We start from the raw sequence: 21,801 nt of genomic DNA, 5'->3' as shown, positions 1-21,801 counted from the left end.
CCAAACCGCTGCGGCGCCGAACGTGGGGCCTATGGCGGCGCGGAGGCCGTTTCACCTACCGGAGGCCCACGCTCGGCGCTACAGAGTCGCCGGGCGGATCACCACCACCGACCTGGTCCGCTCCCCCTCGTCCCGCAACAGCGCTATCACCCGGCCGTCGGCGTCGCTCGCGGCGTAAACACCGTCGATTCCGGCGGCAGCGAGCGGCCGGCCGTTGGCGGTCGCGTCGACCTCCGCGGCATCGAGATCGCGGCGGGGAAACATCAGCAGACAGGCCTCGTCCAGGCTCAGGCCCAGCCGCGGGTGCTCCGCGAGCTCGTCGAGCGACACCGCTTGGGTCCGGTCGAAGCGACCCACCCGAGTGCGCCGCAGCGACGTCAGGTGACCCCCCACCGCCAGCGCGTCGCCGAGGTCGCGGGCCAGCGCCCGGATGTAGGTTCCCGACGAGCAGTCGACGGCCACGTCGAGGTCGATGATGTCCGGCCCGCGCCGCACCGCGGTGATGTCGAAGCGGTCGATGCGCACCGGCCGGGCCTGCAGCTCGACGGCCTGGCCCTCGCGAGCCAATTGGTACGCCCGGCGGCCGCCGACCTTGATCGCGCTGACCGCCGACGGGATCTGGCTGATGTCACCGCGCAGGTTCGCGACGGCGGCTGTGATAGCGGTGTCGGTGAGGTGCTCGGTCGAAACCGATTGCAGCAGTTCACCTTCGGCGTCCTCGGTCGACGTCGACTGGCCCAGCCGAATGGTGGCGGTGTAGGACTTGTCGGTTGCGGTCATCAGGCCGAGGATCTTGGTGGCCCGCTCGATGCCGACGACCAGCACCCCGGTGGCCATCGGGTCCAGCGTGCCGGCGTGGCCCACCCGGCGCGTGGCGAAGATGCGCCGGCAACGTCCCACCACGTCATGACTGGTCATCCCGGCCGGCTTGTCGACGATCACCAGGCCGGGGCCGGTCACGCTCACAGCACGATCGCCGTCAACACCAAACCCCGCTCGACCGACCAGCGTCCCGCCAGCGAGGTCAGGGGCGGGCCGGACAGGGCGGCGGGGTCGATCAGGATGCGGGAGACGAACCGGCCGCTGTCGGCCGAATCGGCGTGAAAGGTGATGTGCGCATCCTCGAAGCCCAACCACCGCTTGGTCAGCGGAAACCAGGCTTTGTAGGTGGCTTCCTTGGCGCAGAACAGGATTCGGTCCCAGTGCAGACCGTCCGGCATCGCCTGCGGCATCTCGGCACGCTCGGCGGGCAGGCTGATCGCGTCCAGCACGCCGTTGGGCAGCACGTCGTGCGGTTCGGCGTCGATACCGACGGACCGCACCGCCTCGCTGCGCCCGACGACCGCACCCCGGTAGCCGGTGCAGTGGGTCAGGCTGCCGACGATGCCGTCCGGCCAGCATGGTTCGCCCTTGTCGCCCTTGAGGATCGGCGCCGGCGGCACACCCAGCTCACCCAGCGCGATCCGTGCACAGTGCCGGACGGTGATGAATTCGCTACGCCGCTTGGCGACCGACTTGGCGATCAGCGGTTCCTCCTCAGGCAGTGGCGTCAGCCCCGGCGGATCCGTGTACAACTCGGCGTAGCCCATCTCCTCGGCCAGCGTGTTGGGCAGCAGCGGCGATACCAGCGTTCGCGCCGTCACCGGTTCTGCCGCTGCCGCAACCGTTCCCGGAACTGGGTGGCCTGCGCCCTCATCTCGGGGGTGATCACGAAGTGGCCACCGAAGTCGTTCAGGTAGCCGGGTGCGTACTGCGGATCCGGCAACACCTGGCGCAACCAGCTGTACGGCTTGCGGCGCCGCCACTCGCGCGGGTAACCCACCGACACCTCCTCGAACCGCACGTCGTCATACCAGGTGGTCCGCGGAATGTGCAGGTGACCGTAGACCGAGCACACCGCGTTGTAGCGGGTGTGCCAGTCGGCAGTCAGGGTCGTTCCGCACCACAGCGAAAACTCCGGATAGAACAGCGCCTCGCAGGGTTCACGCACCAGCGGGAAGTGGTTGACCAGCACGGTGGGCTGCATCCAGTCCAACTCCTCCAACCGTGCGCGGGTCTTGGCGACCCGTTCGCGGCACCACGCGTCGCGGGTGGGGTACGGCTCCGACGACAGCAGAAACTCATCGGTGCACACCACATTCCGCTCTTTCGCGATGGCCAGGCCCTCGGCCTTACTCGCGGCGCCGGCAGGCAGAAATGTGTAGTCGTAGAGCAGGAACATCGGCACGATGGTGGCCGGCCCGCCCCGTTCGGTCCACACCGGGAACGGATGCTCGGGAGTGACGACACCCATCTCGTCGCACATGTTGACCAGGTAGTCGTAGCGGTCGCGGCCGAAGATCTGCATCGGGTCCCGGTTGGTGGTCCACAGTTCGTGGTTGCCTGGCACCCAGATCACCTTGGCGAAGCGCCTGCGCAGCAGATCCAGGGCCCAGCGGATCTCGTCGGTGCGTTCGGCGACGTCGCCGCACACGATCAGCCAGTCGTCCGGCGACGAGGGGTGCAGCGACTCGGTGACCGGCTTATTGCCCAGGTGTCCGGTGTGCAGGTCCGAGACCGCCCACAGCGTCGGCTGTCCCCCACCGCCCGACTCATGCCCTGCCACGGTTATCCACCCTAGCGACGAGGTGAATGGTTTCGCTGTGACGGTGCGAACGCTACTTGTACACTCCCGGCAATAGGACTGCCGAGAGCAGGGGGTGTCGTGTTTGCCAAGGTACGTCTGGCTGCAGCGCTGAGCGCGCTGGTCACCGCGATCATGGTGGGCTTAGCGGGCTGGCACTACCAGGCACCACCGGCCGGCCGCGGCGCCGTCGAGTTGCGGTCGACCGCGCAACCGATGGAAACCACCATGAAGAGCCCGATCGTGGCGACCAGCGATCCGAGCCCTTTCGACCCCTGCACTGACATCCCGTTTGACGCCGTCCAGCGGCTCGGCCTGGCCTACACACCTCCGCAACCGCTGGAGGGACTGCGTTGCCAGTTCGACGCCGGCAACTACCAGCTTGCGGTTGAACCGATCATCTGGCGCACCTACGCCCAGACGTTGCCCCCCGACGCCGTCGAGACCACGATCCAGGGCCACCGCGCCGCCCAGTACTGGGTGCTCAAGCCCACCTACCACAACAGCTTCTGGTACATCTCCTGCATGGTCACCTTCAAGACCGACTACGGGGTGATCCAGCAGTCGTTGTTCTACTCCACGGTCTACTCGGAGCCGGACGTCGACTGCCCGTCCACGAATCTGCAGCGCGCCAACGAACTCGCTCCGTTCTACAAGTTCTGAGCCGATTTCCTAACCTGGGAATGTGAGCACCACTTCCCTGCGGCGCGACCAGGCACGGTTGCGCCCACTGAGCACTGGCGGCCGGTTCGCGCTGGGCGCGCTGGGTGCGGCGTTGCGTCTGCCCCGCGCCAGCACCCGTTTCACCGTCAACCGCGTCGAGATCCCGATGCGCGACGGCGTCCGCCTCGTCGCCGACCATTACGCACCGCAGACGGCTACTCCCGCCGGCACCCTGTTGGCACGGGGTCCGTACGGCCGCAAGTTGCCGTTCTCGCTGGCATTCGCGCGGTTGTACGCCGCCCGCGGCTACCACGTCGTGCTGCAGAGCGTGCGCGGCACCTTCGGGTCGGGCGGCGAGTTCGAGCCGATGGTCAACGAGGCCCCCGACGCCGCCGATACGGTCCAGTGGCTGCGTCAGCAGCCGTGGTTCACCGGCCGCTTCGCGACGATCGGCGTGTCCTACCTCGGCTTCACCCAGTGGGCGCTGCTCGACGATCCGCCGCCCGAGCTGGCTGCGGCGGTGATCACGGTGGGCCCGCACGATTTCCACGAATCCGTGTGGGGCACCGGGTCGTTCTCGGTCGACTTCCTGGCCTGGAGCGAACTGGTCTCCCGCCAGGAGGATCCGCGCCGGCTCCGGGCCTTGATTGCCCGCGTCCGCGCCCCGCGCAAAGTATCCCGCGCCGCCAGCGAGGTGCCTTTGGGTAAATCGGCCCGCAAGCTGCTTGGTGACGGCGCGCCCTGGTTCGAGTCGTGGCTGGAACACAACGAAGCCACCGACCCGTTCTGGGACCCGATGCGCTTCCCGGGCGCACTGGACCGGGTGTCGGTCCCGGTGCTGTTGCTGTCGGGCTGGCAGGACATCTTCGTGCGCCAGACGATTCAGCAGTACCGGCACCTGCGGGACCGTGACGTCGACGTCGCACTGACGGTGGGGCCCTGGACGCACATCCAGATGCTGACCAAGGGCCTGGCGATATGCGTGCGGGAAACCCTGGATTGGCTGGACACCCACCTGGGCCACGCGCCGGCGGCGCGGCGCCCGAGCCCGGTCCGGATTTACGTCACCGGACAGGGGTGGCGCCACCTGCCGGACTGGCCGCCGGCGACCACCGAACGGTCGTTGTACCTGCAGCCCTACGGGCACCTGGGCGACACCCCGCCTGAGATCAACACCCGGCCGGCCAACTTCCGCTACGACCCGGCCCATCCCACGCCGACCACGGGTGGTCCGCTGCTGTCGCCCAAGGGTGGCTACCGGGACGACACCGAGCTGGCGCTGCGCGACGATGTGCTCAGCTTCACCGGGGCCGCCCTGGACGCCGACCTCTACGTGTACGGCAACCCCGTGCTCGAGTTGTCGCACAGCTCCGACAATCCCCACGCCGACCTGTTCGTCCGGGTCAGCGAGGTCGACGCCAAGGGCCGGTCCCGGAACGTGAGCGACGGTTACCGGCGCCTGGCCGACGGCGAACGCACCGTGCGTATCGAGTTGGATCCGATCGCGCACCGGTTCGAGGCGGGATCCCGCATCCGCGTGCTGATCGCGGGTAGTTGGTTCCCCCGCTATGCCCGCAACCTAGGCACCGGTGAACCGTTGCTGACCGGGCGTGAGCTGCGGGCGGCCACCCATTCGGTGCATTTCGGGGATTCCCGTCTGCTGCTGCCAGCCGGCTCAGCCGACGGCCTCGCGGACCCGGGCGGCGATGTCGGCTAGCGCGGCGTCGTCGTGCACCGGCTGAGCCAACGCAGGTTCGACGGGCAGCTGCACCCAACTGGTGCAGCCCGCATAATCCGGGGTCCGGCTCAGCCGCACCGGCTCGGTGAGCGGGGCCGCGGCGACGACGAGCACGGCGAGCTTGTGTTTGGGCCGGAAGTCGAGCCGGTCCGCGCGCACCGACTCCGCCGTCCAGATGTGCAGGTCCTCGATCCGTTCCAGGCCGTCCGGCTGGTTGACGGGCAGCGCCGCAACGACTTTGGCCGCTGCCCGCACGACGATGTGTTCGTCCGTGCTGTCGTCGGCCGCGGGTTCAAGCAGGTCCCGGTGCTCGGGCCGGACCCGCTGCGCGTGGCTGTGCGCTGTCGTCGGGAACAGCAGGAATTCCCGGGCGGCGACCTCGAACCGCTTTTCGCCGATGCCGCCCTTGCGCAGCAGGATGGTCTGACGCCCGTCGAGTAGCGCATGCACGGCGGCGCTCCACTCCTTGAGCGCCGGCCTCATTGCGGTCCCGCGAGTCGGGCGATGACCTCGGGCCGGCGCAGCGGCGGGATGGTCCTGGGCGGCTGGCGGCGTTGCGGCAGGGCGTCCAGCAGCCGGGCGGTGGTGGCGGTGACCTCGGCGACCGCCGCTTCGAACGCGTCGGCGTTGGCCGCCGACGGACGTGTGATCCCGCTGACCTTGCGGACATATTGGCGCGCCGCGGCCGCGATCTCCTGGGCAGTGGCGGGCGGTTCCAGCCCACGCAGTTCGGTGATGTTCCGGCACATGCTTTTCACGATAGGCGCCGCGGTGGGTTGCGTTAGGTTGCGCGAGCAGACGCGAAATCCCCCGACACGCCGAGCGTGCGGGGGATTTCGCGTCTGCTCGCGCACGGGGGTGCCCAGGCCGCCCACCGGCGCGTGGCTACGGTGAAGTCATGACCGACGACATCCTGCTGATCGACAACGACGAGCGGGTACGCACCCTGACCCTGAACCGCCCGCAGTCCCGCAACGCGCTGTCCTCGGCGCTGCGGGACCAGTTCTTCGGCGCGCTGGCCGACGCGGAGAGCGACGACGACGTCGACGTCATCATCGTCACCGGCGCCGACCCGGTGTTCTGCGCCGGACTGGACCTCAAAGAGCTGGGCGGCCAGACCGCGCTGCCGGACATCTCGCCGCGGTGGCCTGCGCTGACCAAACCGGTGATCGGCGCGATCAACGGCGCCGCCGTAACCGGCGGCCTGGAGCTGGCGCTGTACTGCGACATCCTGATCGCCTCCGAGCAAGCGCGCTTCGCTGACACCCACGCCCGGGTGGGCCTGCTGCCGACCTGGGGGCTCAGCGTGCGGCTGCCGCAGAAGGTGGGCGTGGGCCTAGCCCGGCGGATGAGCATGACCGGCGACTACCTGTCGGCCGCCGATGCGCTGCGCGCGGGGCTGGTCACCGAGGTGGTGCCGCACGACCAGCTGTTGCCCACCGCCCGGCAGGTCGCGGCGTCCATCGTCGGCAACAACCAGGGCGCGGTCCGCGCGCTGCTGGCGTCCTACCACCGGATCGACGACGCACAGACCAGCGGCGGGCTCTGGTTGGAGGCCTCCGCGGCCCGGCAGTTCCGGACCAGCGGTGACGACATCGCCGCGAACCGCGAGGCGGTGTTGCAACGGGGACGCTCGCAGGTGCGCTAGCGGCGATCGCGAGCGCGGCGCAGCCGGGCGAAGCGGATCGCCGCCATCAGACCAGCCGCGATCGCAAGCGCGGCGCAGCCGGGCGAAGCGGGTCGCCGCCATCAGACCAGCGGCGATCGCGAGCGCGGCGCAGCCGGGCGAAGCGGATCGCCGCCATCAGACCAGCCGATCGCGAGCGCGGCGCAGCAGGGCGAAGCGGGTCGCCGCCATTAAGCCGAGCCCACGCGGGTCTCGGTTCGGCTGTCGAAGAAGCGCACCTCGTTCGGGTGCGGCACGATCGCCAACTCCTCCCCGACCCGCACCGCCGTGCGACGGTCGGTGCGGAACACAATTCGTTCGGCGAGCGACGCCCAACCCTCCCGCCCCACCGGCGTCGCGTAGACGAACGATTCGAAGCCGAGTTCCTCGACGAGCTCGACGTGCACCGCCAGTGAACCCGCCGCGCCGGCGGGCACCACGTCCCAGGACTCCGGACGGATACCGACCAGCACCCGCTCGGCGGTCCCGCGGGGCACCGGGATCCCCAAGTCGGGTGAGCGCACCACACCGTCGGCCACCGCGGCGTCGATAAGGTTCATCGACGGGGCCCCGATGAACGTGGCGACGAAGGTGTTGACCGGGTTGTCGTAGAGGGCACGCGGGGTGTCGACCTGTTGCAGTACACCATCTTTGAGCACGGCGACCCGGTCGCCCATGGTCATCGCCTCCACCTGGTCGTGGGTGACGTAGACGGTGGTGGTGCCGAGCTGACGTTGCAGCCCGGAGATCTGCGACCGGGTGCTGACCCGCAACTTGGCATCCAGATTCGACAGCGGCTCGTCCATGCAGAACACCTGCGGCCGGCGCACGATCGCACGTCCCATCGCCACCCGCTGGCGTTGCCCGCCGGACAGCTTCGCGGGCTTACGGTCCAGCAGCTCAGTCAATTCCAGCATCGCGGCGACTTCCTGGACACGCCGGCGCGTGTCGGCGCGCGACATGCCGGCATTGCGCAGGGCGAATCCCATGTTGGCGGCCACCGTCATGTTCGGGTACAGCGCATAGTTCTGAAACACCATCGCCACGTCGCGGGCCCGCGGCGGCAGATCGGTGACGTCCACGTCTCCAATCGTTATGCGGCCGCTCTCAACGGTTTCCAGTCCCGCCAGCATCCGCAGGGTGGTGGACTTGCCGCAACCCGAAGGACCGACTAGGACCAGGAATTCGCCGTCGGCGATCTCGAGGTGCAGGTTGTCCACCGCCAGCCCCTGCGCGCCGGGGTAGCGATGGCTGACCGCGCGGTACCGCACTTCAGCCATGGCGGAAACCCGCGAGCTTGCGTTTGATCTGGCGGTCGTAGATGACCTGCAGCTGCTTGTTCATGTCGCTGAATGTCGCACTGACATCGGATCCCTTCAGCCCGATGGACTCCAGTCCGGACGCGATGACGCGCTCGGCGCCGGGTAGGAAGACACGGGCATAATCCTGCGGGCGGGTGTGCGCGAGCTGATCGAAAGCGACTCGGGCATTGGGGTTTTCGGTGAGATACCGCTGCTCACTCGGGTCATCGACCGCAGACTTGCGCACGGCGAGGTAACCCGTGCGCTGGCTGAAGTAGACGGTGGATTGCGGGTTCGTGAGGTAGGCAATGAACTTCAGCGCGTTGATCTTTCGCTCGTCGGACAACTTGGTCGGGATGGCCAGCCCAGCCCCGCCGGTCGGGCACGCGGGCGCCCCGCCGGGGCCGGTCGGCAGCGGCGCCACCCCGAAGTCGAATCTGGCCGCGGCGGTGATGCCGACCAGCGCGCCCGTCGACGCCACCGCCGAAGCCAAAATGCCGGTGGCGAACTCATTGGCGACATTGTTGGCGACCACGGCATACCTGCCGCCATGAATGGAGTCGCGGAAGAAGTTGCCGGCCGCAATCGTCGCCGGGTCAGTGAATTTCAGGTCCCATTTGTCTGAATATGCGCCTCCGAACGCCCAATTCGGCCCTTCAAACGTCCAGGAGATGGCTTCGGAGTTCGCCCAGCCGTGCGCCCAGTTCCGGCCGCCGACCACCCGCTGCAGCCGCGGACCCCAGTCCGCGAGCTCCTGCCAGGCGACCGGTCCGCGATCCGGTAAGCCGGCGCGCTCCCACACGGCCTTGTTGTAGTAGAACAGCGGCGTCGAACGCGCATAGGGCAGCGCATAGCGTTGGCCGTCGAACTCGTAGTCGGCCAGCAACGAGTCCACATAGTCGGGTGTGTCCACGCCCACTTCACGCATCAACTCGTCGAGTGGCGCGATGACACCGCTCAGGGCGAAATGGAACCACCAGATATCATCCAGCACAACGACATCGGGGACATCGGTGCCGATCAGCGCGGCGTTGAATTTCTGCGCCACCTCGTCGTAGTCCTTGCCGGCGTCGATCAACTTGACCTGCAGGCCGGGAAACTCCGCCTCGAATCGGCCGATCAGCTCTTTTTCCACCGCGGTCGACATACCGGGGTGATTGGACCAGAATGTCATCGGCCCGTTTCCGGACTTCACCCCACCGCTGCCGCCCATTCCCGCGCAACCGGCGGTCATTCCCGCCGCGCCGATCAGCGTGAGCAACTGCCTGCGGTTCACGGCATCCACGGCTAACCCTTGACCGCGCCAGAGGTGAGGCCCTTGATCATCTGCCGTTGCAGCGCAATGAAGATGAGCAGGATAGGCAGCATCGCCAGCAGTGTCACCGCCATCACCGGACCCCAGTTGGTCACTCCCTCGGCCTGCTGCAGGAACGTCAGGCCCACCGGCAGCGGCGCCACCGATTCGTCGTCGGCCATCAGGAACGGCCATAGGTACTCGTTCCATTCGTTGACCACGGTGATGAGCCCGAATGCCACCATGGTGGGCCCCGACATCGGCAGCACGACGCGCAGCAGCAGCTGCCACCACCGCGCGCCGTCCATCCGGGCGGCTTCGATGACCTCGGCGGGCAACGACAGAAAGTGGTTGCGCATCAGGAAGGTTCCGAACGCGACACCGGCCAGCGGCAGGATGATGCCCGGAAAGGTGTTGCGCAGGCCCAGTTGGGATATCAACGCGTAGTTGGAGATCACCGTGATCTGATTGGGCACCATCAGCGCGGCGATGATCAACAGGAACACCGCGTTACGGCCCGGGAACCGGATGAAAACCAGGCCGAATGCGCTGAGCACGCCGAGGACGAACTTCACCAACGCCAGCGCCGAGGTGAGAATCACCGAGTTGCGCAGGAAGGTCCAGAACGGAATCTGGTGAGTGGCAGTCCGATAATTCTGCGGATGCCAGTGCGGCGGCCACCAGGTGGTCGGCTGGGAGTAGATGTCGGGCTGCTGCTTGAACGAGGTGAAGAAGACGAATGTCAGCGGCCCGGCGACGAGGGCCACCACCAGCAGCATCGCCAGATAGCCGAACACGCGGGCCAGGCGCGCGGACCTCATTGGCGCTGACCCCGATCCATCACCCGCACCTGGTAGTAGGTGATCGCCAGCAGCACCAGGAACATGATGGTGGCGACGGTGGCGCCGTAGCCGGCGCGGAAGTTCCGGAAGGTTTCCAGATAGACCTGGTACACCATGGTCGTGGTGCCGGTGCCCTCCGGCCCGCCCCGGGTCATCACGTTGATGACGTCGAACACCTGCAACGAGTTGATCAGCACGGTGATCGACAGGAAGAACGTCGTCGGACGCAGTTGCGGCAGCAGCACTCGGCGAAATGTGGTCCACCGGCTCGCGCCGTCGATCTCGGCCGCTTCCAACAGGTCTCGGCGCACACCCTGCAGAGCGGCCAGGTAGATGACGAAGGTGTAGCCGAGGTTCTTCCAGACATAGGTGACGACGATCATGAACATCGCCCAGCGCGCGTCCTGGTAGAAGTCCGGCACACCGGCACCGAGGCGGCGCAGCAGATCCTGCACCAGGCCGAAATGGGGGTCGAAGACGAACTGGGCGGCCAGACCAATCGCCGCACCGGAGATCACAAACGGCGCAAACACCGTGGACCGCACCAGGTTTCGCCCGCGTAGCGGCTGGTCCAGCAGCATGGCCAACGCGAGCCCCAGAACCATCGAGCCGACCACCGCCGCCACGGTGAAGATCGTCGTGTTCAGCACGATCTGCCGCGTGTCGGTGCGGGTGAACCACTCCGCGTAGTTGGAGAACCCGACGAACTCGGCCCGCGGGTCCGAGATGTTCCAGTCGAAGAACGACAGCCGGATGTTGTCGGCCAGCGGCCGGTAGATGAACAGCATCAGCAGCGCCAGGTTCGGCCCGACCAGCACGACGAACAACGCGTAATCGCCCCACGACCGACGCCGGGTCCGTTGGGTCGTCACCGGCGCAGTGTAGCGCCGGGATTGGCCGGACTCAGCGAGTGCCGGTCACGGCCCAGCGTCCCGACACGGTGCGCCAGCCGCCGAAGATCAGCCGCAGCACCATGAATGTGCTCAACCCGGACCAGATGCCGGCCAACCCCCACCCGTAGGCCAGCGACAGCCAGATCAACGGCAGGAATCCGATCAGCGCACTCACGACGGTGGCGGTGCGCATGAACGCGGCGTCTCCGGCGCCCAGCAGGACTCCGTCCAGGGCGAAAACGATTCCGGCAACTGGCAACTGGGCCACCAGGAACCACCACGGCACCGTCACCGCGGAAAGCACCGACGGGTCGTCGGTGAAAAGGTCGGGCAGCACCCCGGCACCGACGCCGAAGACGGTCGCCAACAACGCGGCGGCAAGCAGCGAGAACAGCGTCACCCGCCACGCCACCCACTTGGCGTGCGCCGCGTCGCCGGCCCCGAGCGCCGCGCCCACCAGCGACTGCGCCGCGATCGCCAGCGAATCGAGCACCAGCGCCAGAAACGACCACAGTTGCAGCACGATCTGATGGGAGGCCAGCGCGGCGGCGCCGAACCGGGCCGCCACCGCGGCGGCCGAGACATAACAGGTCTGGAACGCCAGGCTGCGCAGGATCAGATCGCGTCCCATCACCAGCTGGGATCGCAACGCGGCGCGGTCCAGCCGCAGCGGCACCCGTTCGGCCAGCAGGGCGCCGCAGAACAACAGTGCGGCCAGCCACTGGCCGCACAGATTCGCCACCGCCGAACCGGGCAGTCCCACCCTGGGCAGCCCGAACCAGCCGTAGACCAGCGACGGGCACAACAACGCCGACACCGCGAACCCGGTGACCACATAGCGCAGCGGCCGCACGGTGTCCTGCACTCCGCGCATCCACCCGTTTCCGGCCAGCGACACCAGGATCGCCGGTACGCCCAGGATCGCGATCCGCAGCCACGGCAGGGCCGCCGATGCAGTGCTTTTTCCGTCACCGCCCGAGCCCGCGATCGCCGATACCACCGGCACCGCCGCGGCCTGCACCACCACGACGATCGCGGTGCCCAGGCCCAAACCCAGCCACGTCGCCTGCACACCTTCGTTCACCGCCGCCGCCCGGTCGGCCGCCCCGAAGTACCGGGCCGCGCGTGCGGTCGTGCCGTAGGACAGGAAGGTGAGCTGGGTGCTGACCAGGCCGAGCACCAGGCTGCCGATCGCCAGACCGGCCAGGGCCACTGCCCCGAGCCGGCCGACCACCGCGGTGTCGAACAGCAGATACAACGGCTCGGCCGCCAGCACACCCAAGGCGGGCAGGGCCAGCCTGGTGATCTGACGAAAGTCAGCCAAGAGCCGCGCGCAGCGCCGCCACCACGTCGTCGATGGAGCCGGTGGTCGAGTAACCGGCCGCAAGACGGTGCCCGCCCCCGCCGAATCCGGATGCGACGGCGGCCAGGTCCACAGCGGTCTTGGCGCGCATGGAGACCGACCACTGCTGCGGGTCGACCTCCTTGAACACCGCCGCGACTTCGGCCTCCTGCGTGGTGCGCACGATGTCGACCACGCTCTCCACCTCCTCGGGGCGTGAACCGAGCCAATCCTGGTGCGCGACAACGGCATACACCAGTCCGCGACCTTCGACGGCCTCGGGCACCAGGCGCGCGGAACCCAGGACCCGCGACAGCAGCGGCAGCCACGCGAACGGATGGCTGTCCATCAGCGACCGGCTGATGGACGCGTTGTCCACCCCGATCTCGAGCAGCCGGGCCGCCAGCCGGAACGCCCGCGGGCTGGCCCAGCGGAACGACCCGGTGTCGGTGGTCAGCCCGGCGTAGATGCAGTGCGCGACTGCCGGGCTGATCGGCTTGCCCCACGCGTCGAGGATCTCGGCGACCATCATCGTCGTCGAATCCGCCTTCGCGTCAACGAAATTCGCCGTCCCGAACAGGCCGTTGGAGGCGTGGTGGTCGATCACCAGCAGCTGCTGATCGGGCTCGGCCAGCTCGCGCAGCCGGCCGAGCCGGTGAATGCTCGGCACGTCGACGGTCACCACCAGGTCGACGTCGCGTCGCAACTCTTCCGGACCGACCAGCAGCTCGCAGCCGGGCAGCGAGCGCAACGACTCCGGTAGTGCCGCCGGTGCGGCGAAGCTGACCTGCACTTTCTTATCGCAGCCGTCCAGCACCAGGGCCAGCGCCAGGCCCGCACCGATGGTGTCCGCGTCCGGGTGAACATGGCAGATCACGGCGACGGTGTTCGCGGTCTCCAGCAGCTCGGCGGCGCCGACCGCGTCGACACGCGCCCCGGTAAAGCGAGGCATGCCCGTCAGCTCAGTCTTCGGATCGATCGTGCGATCGGTTGTGGTCATCGGTGTCCTTAGCCTCGCCAAGTCCCCCGGCGGCCGGCGTCTCGGCCGCCGACCCACTATCACGGTACGGGTCGGCCTCCCCAGCCGGCTTCGCACCCACCCGAACGCGGGCCAGATCGGCGTCGGCGGCGCGGGCGCGGGCCAGCAGCTCCTCCATCCGATTGACCGTGTCGGTCGTGGTGTCACGCTCGAACGTCAGGGTCGGCGTGAAGCGCACGCCGGTGCCGGCACCCACCTTAGTGCGCAGCACCCCCTTGGCCCGGTCCAGCGCCGCGGCGGCGCCGGCCAGGTCCGGCTCGTCGTCCAGCGTCGGACCCATCACCGTGTAGTAGACGGTCGCGTCGTGCAGGTCGTTGGTCACCTTCGTGTCGACGATGGTGACCCCGGCCAGCCTCGGATCCTTGATCTCATATTCGATCGCCGAGGCGACGATAGTGCTGATTCGTTTGGCCAGGCGGCGCGCCCGGGCGGGATCAGCCATGCCGGGTCACGACCGTTCCTTTTGCACGAGCTCGAAGGACTCGATGATGTCGCCTTCCTTGATGTCGGAGTACCCCAGCGTCAGACCGCACTCGAAACCTTCGCGGACCTCGGTGACGTCGTCCTTCTCCCGCCGCAGCGAGTTGATCGTCAGGTTCTCGGTGACCACGATGTTGTCCCGCAGCAATCGCGCCTTGGCGTTGCGGCGCACCACACCCGAGGTGATCATGCAACCGGCGATGATGCCCACCTTCGAGGACCGGAAGATCGCGCGGATCTCCGCGCGGCCCAGCTGGTTCTCCTCGTAGATCGGCTTGAGCATGCCGCGCAGGGCCTTCTCGATCTCGTCGATCGCCTGGTAGATCACCGAGTAGTACCGGATGTCCACGCCTTCGCGGTTGGCCAGCTCCGTCGCCTTGCCTTCGGCGCGCACGTTGAAGCCGATGATCACCGCGTCCGAAGCCGACGCCAGGTTCACGTTGGTTTCGGTGATGCCACCGACGCCGCGGTCGATGACGCGCAGCTGCACCTCGTCGTCGATCTCGATCCCCATCAAGGCCTCTTCGAGCGCCTCGACCGTACCGGCGTTGTCGCCCTTGAGGATCAGGTTCAGCTGACTGGTTTCCTTCAGCGCCGAGTCCAGGTCCTCCAGGCTGATGCGCTTGCGACTGCGCGCCGCCAGGGCGTTGCGCTTGCGAGCACTGCGCCGGTCGGCGATCTGGCGGGCGATGCGGTCCTCGTCGACAACCAGGAAGTTGTCACCGGCGCCGGGCACCGAGGTGAACCCGATGACCTGCACCGGCCGCGACGGCAACGCCTCCTCGACGTCGTCGCCGTGCTCGTCGACCATGCGCCGCACGCGGCCGTACGCGTCGCCGGCCACCACCGAGTCGCCGACCCGCAGGGTGCCGCGCTGGATCAGCACGGTGGCCACCGGCCCGCGACCGCGGTCCAGGTGCGCCTCGATGGCCACACCCTGGGCTTCCATGTCGGGGTTGGCACGCAGGTCCAACGCCGCGTCGGCGGTCAGCAGCACCGCCTCGAGCAGTGCCTCGATGTTGGTGCCCTGCTTGGCCGAGATGTCGACGAACATCGTGTCGCCACCGAAATCCTCTGCCACCAAACCGTATTCGGTGAGCTGGCCGCGGATCTTGGCCGGGTCGGCGCCTTCCTTGTCGATCTTGTTGACCGCCACCACAATCGGCACATCCGCGGCCTGCGCGTGGTTGATGGCCTCAACCGTCTGCGGCATCACGCCGTCGTCGGCCGCGACCACCAGGATCGCGATGTCGGTGGCCTTGGCCCCGCGGGCCCGCATGGCGGTGAACGCCTCGTGACCGGGGGTGTCGATGAAGGTGATGAGCCGCTCGTTGCCGTCCAGATCGACGGCAACCTGGTAGGCACCGATGTGCTGGGTGATGCCGCCGGCCTCGCCCTCGCGGACGCTGGCCTTACGGATGGTGTCCAACAGGCGCGTCTTACCGTGGTCGACGTGACCCATCACGGTCACCACCGGCGGACGGGTCTGCAGGTCTTCCTCGCCGCCCTCGTCTTCGCCGTAGGTCAGGTCGAAGGACTCGAGCAGTTCGCGGTCCTCGTCCTCGGGGCTGACGACCTGAACGTTGTAGTTCATCTCGCTGCCCAGCAGCTCGAGCGTCTCGTCGCCCACCGATTGGGTGGCCGTCACCATCTCGCCGAGGTTGAACAACGCCTGCACCAGCGAGGCCGGGTTGGCGTTGATCTTGTCGGCGAAGTCGGACAGCGAGGCGCCCCGGGCCAGCCGGATGGTCTCGCCGTTGCCGTGCGGCAACCGCACGCCGCCGACGACCGGCGCCTGCATGTTCTCGTACTCGGCGCGCTTCGCCCGCTTCGACTTGCGGCCACGCCGCGGCGCACCACCCGGACGCCCGAACGCGCCGGCCGCGCCACCGCGCTGACCGGGGCGTCCACCCCCACCGCCGGGGCCACCGCCACCGGGACGACCGCGGTAATTGCCGCCGGCGCCGCCGGGTGCTGCTCCGACGCCGCCGCCACCGCGGTAGTTACCGCCGCCGCCGCCGTCACGTCCGCCGGGACCACCGGGGCGGGCACCGCCGGGACGCGGGCCGCCGGCGCGCGCCGGACGGGGACCGCCGGCGGCGCCACCGGGACGCGGCGGCATGCTGCCGGGCGAGGCACCGCCGGGCCGGGGCGCGCCCGGCCGGGGTGCGCCGGGGCGCGGAGCCTGCGGGTGCGGACGCGGGATCGGCCGGTCGACGGGCTGCGCCGACGAGAATGGATTGTTACCGACGCGCGGGGTGCGCACGCCGGGTTTGGGGGCCGGTCCCGGACGCGGTCCGGGCGTCATGCCGGGCTGCGGGGCCTGTGGGCTGGCCGGCTGACCGGGGGTCGGAGCCGCCGGTCGGGGCGTCGGGGGCGCCGGGGCCGCGGGCTTGGCGGCGCTGGCGGCCGGGGCCACCGGACTGGCGGGCGCGGCACCGCCCGGCCGACCGGGGGCGGCGGGCTTGGCCGGTGCGCTGGTCGACGCGCCGTTGCCGGTCGGGTCGATCGCCTTGTCGAGCGCGCGGTCCAGGGCCGAATCGGCCTTGGCTGCGCCGGGGACCGGACCGGCCTTCTCGGGGGCCTTGCCTTGCGGACCGGCCGCGGGACCCTTGGCGGCCGGCTTACCGCCGCCGAACGACTCGCGAAGGCGCCGGGCAACCGGCGCTTCTACCGTCGACGACGCGGATTTGACGAATTCGCCCTGTTCATTAAGTCGGGCGAGGACTTCCTTGCTGGTGACACCGAGTTCCTTGGCTAACTCGTGTACGCGGGCCTTACCTGCCACTACATCTCCTGTCTAAGAGGCGACAGTCAGTGGGCCGCGCCTCGGGTTTAGCTATGACACATGGTCATCGGGACTTCACGGTGTGCTCATGTTCGTTGCTACCTGTTCTGTTGCGCCGTGGGACGAGCTCACCTGCTCGACCACCGCGGATGTATCCGGTGAACCGGTGATGCGCAGCGCGCGGTTGAAAGCCCGCCGCCGATTCGCTTGTTGTACGCACTGCGGCGCGGGATGCAGCCATGCACCTCGCCCCGGCAGGCTTCTGGCCGTGTCAACGATTACGGCGTAGCTGCCGTTCCCCGTAGACGAGGCCACCACTCGAAGCAGTTCGACGGCCAACTCTCGCTTCCGGCATCCGACGCACGTCCGCACGGGTCCGCTGGGGTTGTCCGGGCGTCTGCGCGCCGAGGCCGAAGGCTCGCGCTGGATCACGGCTAAGTCTAGCGTCACTCGGACTTCAGTCCGAACCGCCCGTGCGCCGAATGCGCGAGCAGACGCAAAAGCTCCCAATCACACGGCGTGTCGGGGGCTCTTGCGTCTGCTCGGCCAGAGATTAGTGGGTCATCCCGTGGCTGGCGCCGTGTTCGGGGTGCCCGGCGGACTGGCCGGGCGCGTCGCCACGAATATCGATGCGCCATCCGGTCAGCCGCGCGGCCAGCCGCGCGTTTTGCCCCTCCTTACCGATGGCCAGCGACAACTGGAAGTCGGGCACCACCACGCGGGCGGCACGGGCGGTCTGGTCAATCACCGACACCGACACCACCTTGGCCGGCGACAACGCGTTCGCGACGAAGCGGGCCGGGTCCTCGTCGTAATCGATGATGTCGATCTTCTCGCCGGACAACTCGCTCATCACATTGCGGACCCGCTGTCCCATCGGGCCGATGCAGGCGCCCTTCGCATTGAGCCCGGGCACCCGCGATGTCACGGCGATCTTGGATCGGTGGCCGGCCTCGCGGGCGACCGCCACGATCTCGACCGACCCGTCGGCGATCTCCGGCACTTCCAGCGAGAACAGCTTGCGCACCAGATTGGGGTGGGTGCGCGACAGCGTGATCAGCGGCTCGCGGGAGCCACGGCTCACCCCGACGACATAACAGCGCAGCCGGTTGCCGTGTTCGTAGCTCTCCCCCGGCACCTGTTCGGCCGCCGGAATGACGCCCTCAGAGGCCTTGGCTTCGGTGCCCATCCGGACGACCACCAGACCGCGGGCGTTCGCACGGCTGTCGCGCTGGATGACGCCGGCCACGATCTCACCTTCGCGGGTGGAGAACTCACCGAAGGTGCGCTCGTTCTCGGCGTCGCGGAAACGCTGCAGCATCACCTGGCGGGCGGTCGTGGCGGCGATGCGGCCGAACCCCTCCGGAGTGTCGTCCCACTCGCTGATCAGGTTGCCGTTTTCGTCGGTCTCGCGGGCAATGACGCGCACCACCCCGCTCTTGCGGTCGATCTCGATGCGGGCGTCGGTCTGGTGGCCTTGAGTGTGCCGGTAGGCGGTGAGCAGCGCGGACTTGATGGTTTCCAGCAATTCGTTGACCGAGATGCCCCGGTCCACCTCGATCGCGTGCAGCGCGGCCATGTCGATGTTCATGTGTCGGCCTCCGTCTCAGCGCCCCCACCCGCCTGAGCCGGCTGCGCCAGCTCCAGCTCTGCTTGTGCGGGTGGCGAAAACTCGACCTGGACGACCGCGTTCGTGACGTCAGCGAGCGCGATCTCACGCACGGCCCAATCGCGGCCCTGCCGGATGACCAGCGCCGTCACGCCGTCCCGCGTCTCGCCGATGCGGCCGGACAGCTCGGTGCCGTCGGAAAGCGCCAGTGCGACCTTGCGGCCGCGGGCGCGCCGGAAATGCTTCTCACTGGTCAGGGGGCGCTCCACGCCGGGTGAGCTGACCTCGAGGACGTACTGGGGGCTCGCGTCGGCGAGGTCGTCCAGCAAAGTCGATGCCGAGCGGGACAGGTCGGCGATGGTGTCCAGGTCCAGGCCCGTGTCGCCGTCCGCAATCACAGTGATCCGTGGCGGACGGGTGCGGCTGTCGATGACCACGTCTTCGATCTCGTAGCCGGCGCGCGCGAACTCACCACTGAGTAGCTCGATCACCTGCGTCTGCGACGGTAGCCCGGTGGTCACGGCGAGCTCCTCATCTGAAGTTGTCCGGTCACTGGCGAGCCAGCTACCAACGATACGCCAGGATCGGGCAATGACACCGTGATCGTGGCAGGCGTTCTCCCGCGACGCGGTGATGGCAGGATGTGGGGCGTGCCCAGAGCAGTACCCGTCATCAGCAGGCGGGGTGTGCTCGCCGGTGGTGCCGCTCTCGCACTTGGGGTGGTGGCCACCGCGTGTGGCGAGCCCGCCCCCAAACCCCCGGCTGTCGAGGAGTTGTTAGGCCCGCTGGAGCAGGCCCGCCGCGACAGCGCGCTGGCGACGGCGGCCGCTGGAGCCATCGGCAGCCCGCCCCAGGTTGCCGCCGCGCTGAGCGTGGTGGCCTCCCAGCGCGCAGCGCACGCCCGGGCGCTGGCCACCGAGGTCGCGCGGGCTGCGGGCAAGTTGGTGTCGTCGACCAGCGAGACGAGCAGTTCGACCACGACCACCTCCACCGATCCGGAGGCTCCGCCGCCGCCCCCGCCGCCGGTGTCGGACGTCATCGACTCGCTGCGTAAGTCCGCCGAGGACGCGAATCGCCTGGTGGCCACGATGTCGGGGTACCGAGCAGGGCTGCTGGCCTCAATCGTTGCGTCCTGCACCGCCTCCTACGAGGTGGCGCTGGTGCCCGGAGGGCCGTCGATATGACGTCGTCGGAACCCAGCTTCGGCGCCAGCCCGAAACGTTCCCCCGCCGGCAAAGACGCCGACATCACGGCACTGAACGACGCGCTGTCCGTCGAGCACGCCACCATCTACGGCTACGGCATCGTGTCGGCGATGTCGCCACCCAGCGTCAACGACCTGGTGGTGGAGGCACTCAATCAGCATCGCCAGCGCCGCGACGACGTCATCGCCATGCTGACCGCACGCAAGGCCACCGCTGTCGTCGCCGCGCCCGGCTACCAGTTGCCGTCACCGGTGGGCTCCCCCGCCGAGGCCGCGCGGCTGGCGGCGCGGATGGAGAACGACGGCGCGACGGCATGGCGGGCCGTCGTGGAGTACGCCGACTCCGCCGACGACCGCGCCTTCGCCTCCACTGCGCTGAGCCAGAGCGCGGTGATGGCCTCCCGCTGGAACAAGGTGCTCGGCGGTTGGCCGATCACAGCGCCTTTCCCGGGCGGCAACGAGTAGTCAGCCGCTGATGGCGGCCAACAGATCGGTCACCAGCGCATCGTTGACGGCAAGCTCGGTCGTCTGGCCGCTGAACCGGTCGCGCAGCTCGATCCGGCCGTCCGCCCACCCGCGGCCCACCACCACGATCCACGGCATGCCGAGCAACTCGGCGTCCTTGAACTTCACCCCCGGCGATGCGGTGCGGTCGTCCAGCAGCACCTCGACACCCACCTTGTCCAGGTCGGCGGCCAGCTTGGCCGCGCCCAGGCGCGCTTCGGGGTCCTTGTTGGCGATCACCAGGTGCACGTCGAACGGCGCGACCGAGGACGGCCAGCGCAGCCCGAGCTCGTCGTGGTGTTGTTCGGCGACGACGGCCACCAGGCGTGACACCCCGATGCCGTAGGAGCCCATGGTCAGCCGGACCGGTTTGCCGTCCTCGCCGAGCACATCGGCGGTGAAGGCGTCGGTGTACTTGCGGCCGAGCTGGAAGATGTGGCCGATCTCGATGCCCCGCGCCATGACCAGCGGGCCGGCGCCGTCGGGCGAAGGATCGCCCTCCCGCACCTCGGCTGCTTCGATGGTGCCGTCGGCGGAGAAGTCGCGGCCGGCCACCAGCCCGACGACATGGCGGCCGGGTGAGTCCGCGCCGGTGATCCAGCTGCTGCCATCCACCACACGCGGGTCGACAAGGTAGCGAACTTCGTTGTCGCGCAGCGCTTTCGGGCCGATGTAACCCTTGACCAGAAACGGGTAACGAGCGAAGTCGGCGTCGTCGAGCAGGGCGTACTCGGCCGGCTCCAGCGCCGCGCTCAGGCGCTTGTCGTCGATATCGCGGTCGCCGGGCACCCCGATCGCGAGCAATTCCCAGTCCCCGCCGGGCTGGCGCACCTTGACCAGGACATTCTTGAGGGTGTCCGCGGCGGTGACGGTCCGGCCCAGGCCGGCCTCGTTGGCCCAGGCCACCAGGGTGGCGATGGTCGGTGTGTCGCCGGTGTCGTGGATTTGCGCCTCGGGCAGACCGTCGACGGGTTTTGCCTCGGGTTGGGCGGTGATGACCGCCTCGACGTTGGCCGCGTACCCGGATTCCAGGCAGCGCACGAAGGTGTCCTCGCCGATCGGGCTTTCGGCCAGAAACTCCTCGGAGGCGCTGCCACCCATCGCACCCGAGACCGCCGAGACGATGACGTAACGCACCCGCAGCCGGTCGAACATGCGCTGATAGGCCTCCCGGTGCGCGTGATAGGAGGACTTGAGGCCGGCGGCGTCGATATCGAACGAATAGGAGTCCTTCATCACGAACTCGCGGCCCCGCAGAATCCCGGCGCGGGGCCGCGCCTCGTCGCGGTACTTGGTCTGAATTTGGTAGAGGGTCAGCGGAAAGTCCTTGTAAGAGCTGTATTCGCCCTTGACAGTCAGGGTGAACAGCTCCTCGTGGGTGGGTCCGAGCAGGTAGTCGTTGCCGCGACGGTCTTTGAGCCGGAACACGCCGTCGCCGTACTCGGTCCAGCGGTTCGTCGTCTCGTAAGGCGCACGCGGCAGCAGGGCGGGAAACAGGATCTCCTGGCCGCCGATCGCGTTCATCTCCTCGCGCACGATGCGCTCGATGTTGCGTAGGACGCGCAGGCCCAGCGGCAACCAGCTGTACAACCCGGGCGCGATCGGCCGGACGTATCCCGCGCGGATCAACAGTTTGTGACTGGGCACTTCCGCGTCGGCGGGGTCGTCGCGCAGCGTGCGCAGGAACAGCTCGGACATCCGGGTGATCACAGGCGGCAAGCCTAGCGGGCGGGTTGGTGCGGCGAACGTCACGCCAGCGTGGCAGCCGGCAGCGGACGCCACGCCAGCGTGACGTTCAGCGAAAGCTCGGGGTAA

General features: G+C 68.6%; 22 protein-coding genes and 1 pseudogene. 5 read left to right on the top strand and 18 right to left on the bottom strand.

Translation table 11 applies throughout. The features are described from left to right. Nucleotides 1–78 precede the first annotated feature (78 nt). From truB to pptH, 3 genes are read right to left on the bottom strand one after another with little or no spacing between them, the layout of a single operon-like run. Nucleotides 79–966, bottom strand: coding sequence for a tRNA pseudouridine(55) synthase TruB (gene truB / locus A5645_RS09775; RefSeq protein WP_155767933.1), 888 nt, complete (start codon nucleotides 964–966; stop codon nucleotides 79–81). Continuing rightward, entirely contained in the window at nucleotides 963–1,643 is a 681-nt protein-coding gene (gene pptT / locus A5645_RS27640) for a 4'-phosphopantetheinyl transferase PptT (RefSeq protein WP_155767932.1), read from the bottom strand. The genes truB and pptT overlap by 4 nt, the downstream gene beginning before the upstream one ends. Beyond that, nucleotides 1,640–2,605, bottom strand: a complete 966-nt coding sequence (pptH, locus tag A5645_RS09765) for an ACP phosphodiesterase PptH (protein ID WP_065038177.1) — start codon at nucleotides 2,603–2,605, stop codon at nucleotides 1,640–1,642. The genes pptT and pptH overlap by 4 nt, the downstream gene beginning before the upstream one ends. Before the next feature lie 99 nt (nucleotides 2,606–2,704). Between pptH and A5645_RS09760 the strand changes: the two genes are divergently transcribed. Together A5645_RS09760 and A5645_RS09755 are read left to right on the top strand one after the other, a co-directional pair. Continuing rightward, nucleotides 2,705–3,286, top strand: coding sequence for a DUF3558 domain-containing protein (locus A5645_RS09760; RefSeq protein WP_065038176.1), 582 nt, complete (start codon nucleotides 2,705–2,707; stop codon nucleotides 3,284–3,286). 22 nt (nucleotides 3,287–3,308) lie between these two features. Next, entirely contained in the window at nucleotides 3,309–5,003 is a 1,695-nt protein-coding gene (locus A5645_RS09755) for a CocE/NonD family hydrolase (protein WP_065038175.1), read from the top strand. Here A5645_RS09755 and A5645_RS09750 read toward each other — a convergent pair. After that, complete coding sequence (locus A5645_RS09750) at nucleotides 4,962–5,507, bottom strand: DUF1802 family protein (RefSeq protein WP_065038174.1); 546 nt, start codon at nucleotides 5,505–5,507, stop codon at nucleotides 4,962–4,964. The genes A5645_RS09755 and A5645_RS09750 overlap by 42 nt on opposite strands. Next, nucleotides 5,504–5,773: a DUF2277 domain-containing protein gene (locus A5645_RS09745; RefSeq protein ID WP_065038173.1), complete on the bottom strand. Its 270-nt coding sequence runs from the start codon at nucleotides 5,771–5,773 to the stop codon at nucleotides 5,504–5,506. The genes A5645_RS09750 and A5645_RS09745 overlap by 4 nt, the downstream gene beginning before the upstream one ends. A 149-nt stretch (nucleotides 5,774–5,922) precedes the next feature. Between A5645_RS09745 and A5645_RS09740 the strand changes: the two genes are divergently transcribed. Next, the gene (locus A5645_RS09740; protein WP_065038172.1) at nucleotides 5,923–6,672 is read left to right on the top strand and encodes an enoyl-CoA hydratase; all 750 of its coding nucleotides are present in this window, start codon (nucleotides 5,923–5,925) and stop codon (nucleotides 6,670–6,672) included. On the opposite strand, the pseudogene A5645_RS29425 reads toward A5645_RS09740, so the two are convergent. From A5645_RS29425 to rimP, 12 genes and pseudogenes are all read right to left on the bottom strand, one after another. Then, a pseudogene (locus A5645_RS29425) lies at nucleotides 6,658–6,842 on the bottom strand (gamma-glutamyl-gamma-aminobutyrate hydrolase family protein); the annotation flags it as partial. The gene A5645_RS09740 and the pseudogene A5645_RS29425 overlap by 15 nt on opposite strands. A gap of 39 nt (nucleotides 6,843–6,881) precedes the next feature. Then, nucleotides 6,882–7,970: an ABC transporter ATP-binding protein gene (locus A5645_RS09735; protein WP_065038171.1), complete on the bottom strand. Its 1,089-nt coding sequence runs from the start codon at nucleotides 7,968–7,970 to the stop codon at nucleotides 6,882–6,884. Next, on the bottom strand, nucleotides 7,963–9,276 hold the full coding sequence (locus tag A5645_RS09730) for an ABC transporter substrate-binding protein (protein WP_065129353.1): 1,314 nt from the start codon (nucleotides 9,274–9,276) through the stop codon (nucleotides 7,963–7,965). Before A5645_RS09730 ends, A5645_RS09735 begins: the two co-directional genes overlap by 8 nt. A gap of 2 nt (nucleotides 9,277–9,278) precedes the next feature. Further along, the gene (locus A5645_RS09725; RefSeq protein WP_065038169.1) at nucleotides 9,279–10,106 is read right to left on the bottom strand and encodes a carbohydrate ABC transporter permease; all 828 of its coding nucleotides are present in this window, start codon (nucleotides 10,104–10,106) and stop codon (nucleotides 9,279–9,281) included. Beyond that, nucleotides 10,103–10,999, bottom strand: coding sequence for a carbohydrate ABC transporter permease (locus A5645_RS09720; protein ID WP_065038168.1), 897 nt, complete (start codon nucleotides 10,997–10,999; stop codon nucleotides 10,103–10,105). The genes A5645_RS09725 and A5645_RS09720 overlap by 4 nt, the downstream gene beginning before the upstream one ends. A gap of 31 nt (nucleotides 11,000–11,030) precedes the next feature. Continuing rightward, nucleotides 11,031–12,344 carry an MATE family efflux transporter gene (locus tag A5645_RS09715; RefSeq protein ID WP_065129352.1) on the bottom strand — a complete coding sequence of 438 codons (1,314 nt, stop codon included), beginning with the start codon at nucleotides 12,342–12,344 and terminating at the stop codon, nucleotides 11,031–11,033. After that, a complete protein-coding gene (locus A5645_RS09710; RefSeq protein ID WP_081288252.1) occupies nucleotides 12,337–13,362 on the bottom strand; it encodes a DHH family phosphoesterase in 1,026 nt (341 codons plus the stop codon). Before A5645_RS09710 ends, A5645_RS09715 begins: the two co-directional genes overlap by 8 nt. Then, complete coding sequence (gene rbfA / locus A5645_RS09705) at nucleotides 13,325–13,843, bottom strand: 30S ribosome-binding factor RbfA (RefSeq protein ID WP_065129350.1); 519 nt, start codon at nucleotides 13,841–13,843, stop codon at nucleotides 13,325–13,327. The genes A5645_RS09710 and rbfA overlap by 38 nt, the downstream gene beginning before the upstream one ends. Before the next feature lie 6 nt (nucleotides 13,844–13,849). Next, entirely contained in the window at nucleotides 13,850–16,669 is a 2,820-nt protein-coding gene (gene infB / locus A5645_RS09700) for a translation initiation factor IF-2 (protein WP_065129349.1), read from the bottom strand. Nucleotides 16,670–16,744: 75 nt separating this feature from the next. Continuing rightward, nucleotides 16,745–16,984, bottom strand: a complete 240-nt coding sequence (locus A5645_RS27000; protein WP_436405480.1) for a YlxR family protein — start codon at nucleotides 16,982–16,984, stop codon at nucleotides 16,745–16,747. Between the two features lie 238 nt (nucleotides 16,985–17,222). Continuing rightward, a complete protein-coding gene (nusA, locus tag A5645_RS09695; RefSeq protein WP_065129348.1) occupies nucleotides 17,223–18,260 on the bottom strand; it encodes a transcription termination factor NusA in 1,038 nt (345 codons plus the stop codon). Next, complete coding sequence (gene rimP, locus A5645_RS09690; protein WP_065129347.1) at nucleotides 18,257–18,799, bottom strand: ribosome maturation factor RimP; 543 nt, start codon at nucleotides 18,797–18,799, stop codon at nucleotides 18,257–18,259. The genes nusA and rimP overlap by 4 nt, the downstream gene beginning before the upstream one ends. A gap of 129 nt (nucleotides 18,800–18,928) precedes the next feature. On the opposite strand from rimP, the gene A5645_RS09685 reads away from it, so the two are divergent. After that, nucleotides 18,929–19,462 (top strand): hypothetical protein, encoded by a 534-nt coding sequence (locus A5645_RS09685; protein WP_065129380.1) that lies wholly within the window; start codon nucleotides 18,929–18,931, stop codon nucleotides 19,460–19,462. After that, nucleotides 19,459–19,947 (top strand): ferritin-like domain-containing protein, encoded by a 489-nt coding sequence (locus A5645_RS09680; RefSeq protein WP_065129346.1) that lies wholly within the window; start codon nucleotides 19,459–19,461, stop codon nucleotides 19,945–19,947. The genes A5645_RS09685 and A5645_RS09680 overlap by 4 nt, the downstream gene beginning before the upstream one ends. Here the strand turns inward: A5645_RS09680 and A5645_RS09675 are convergent, their stop codons facing one another. Further along, nucleotides 19,948–21,696: a proline--tRNA ligase gene (locus A5645_RS09675; RefSeq protein ID WP_065129345.1), complete on the bottom strand. Its 1,749-nt coding sequence runs from the start codon at nucleotides 21,694–21,696 to the stop codon at nucleotides 19,948–19,950. It lies immediately after the preceding gene. Between the last annotated feature and the right edge of the window lie 105 nt (nucleotides 21,697–21,801).

This window comes from Mycobacterium asiaticum, assembly GCF_001673635.1.
Taxonomy (GTDB): domain Bacteria; phylum Actinomycetota; class Actinomycetes; order Mycobacteriales; family Mycobacteriaceae; genus Mycobacterium; species Mycobacterium asiaticum_C.
This window is presented reverse-complemented; position numbering and strand designations above follow the sequence as displayed.

Bases quoted from the DNA above. Each gene is read 5' to 3' on its own strand.
- A5645_RS09740 (WP_065038172.1), top strand. From the start codon at position 5,923: ATGACCGACGACATCCTGCTGATCGACAACGACGAGCGGGTACGCACC.
- A5645_RS09725 (WP_065038169.1), bottom strand. From the start codon at position 10,106: ATGAGGTCCGCGCGCCTGGCCCGCGTGTTCGGCTATCTGGCGATGCTG.
- A5645_RS09680 (WP_065129346.1), top strand. From the start codon at position 19,459: ATGACGTCGTCGGAACCCAGCTTCGGCGCCAGCCCGAAACGTTCCCCC.
- A5645_RS09735 (WP_065038171.1), bottom strand. From the start codon at position 7,970: ATGGCTGAAGTGCGGTACCGCGCGGTCAGCCATCGCTACCCCGGCGCG.
- A5645_RS09750 (WP_065038174.1), bottom strand. From the start codon at position 5,507: ATGAGGCCGGCGCTCAAGGAGTGGAGCGCCGCCGTGCATGCGCTACTC.
- A5645_RS09710 (WP_081288252.1), bottom strand. From the start codon at position 13,362: ATGACCACAACCGATCGCACGATCGATCCGAAGACTGAGCTGACGGGC.
- A5645_RS09745 (WP_065038173.1), bottom strand. From the start codon at position 5,773: ATGTGCCGGAACATCACCGAACTGCGTGGGCTGGAACCGCCCGCCACT.
- rbfA (WP_065129350.1), bottom strand. From the start codon at position 13,843: ATGGCTGATCCCGCCCGGGCGCGCCGCCTGGCCAAACGAATCAGCACT.
- nusA (WP_065129348.1), bottom strand. From the start codon at position 18,260: ATGAACATCGACATGGCCGCGCTGCACGCGATCGAGGTGGACCGGGGC.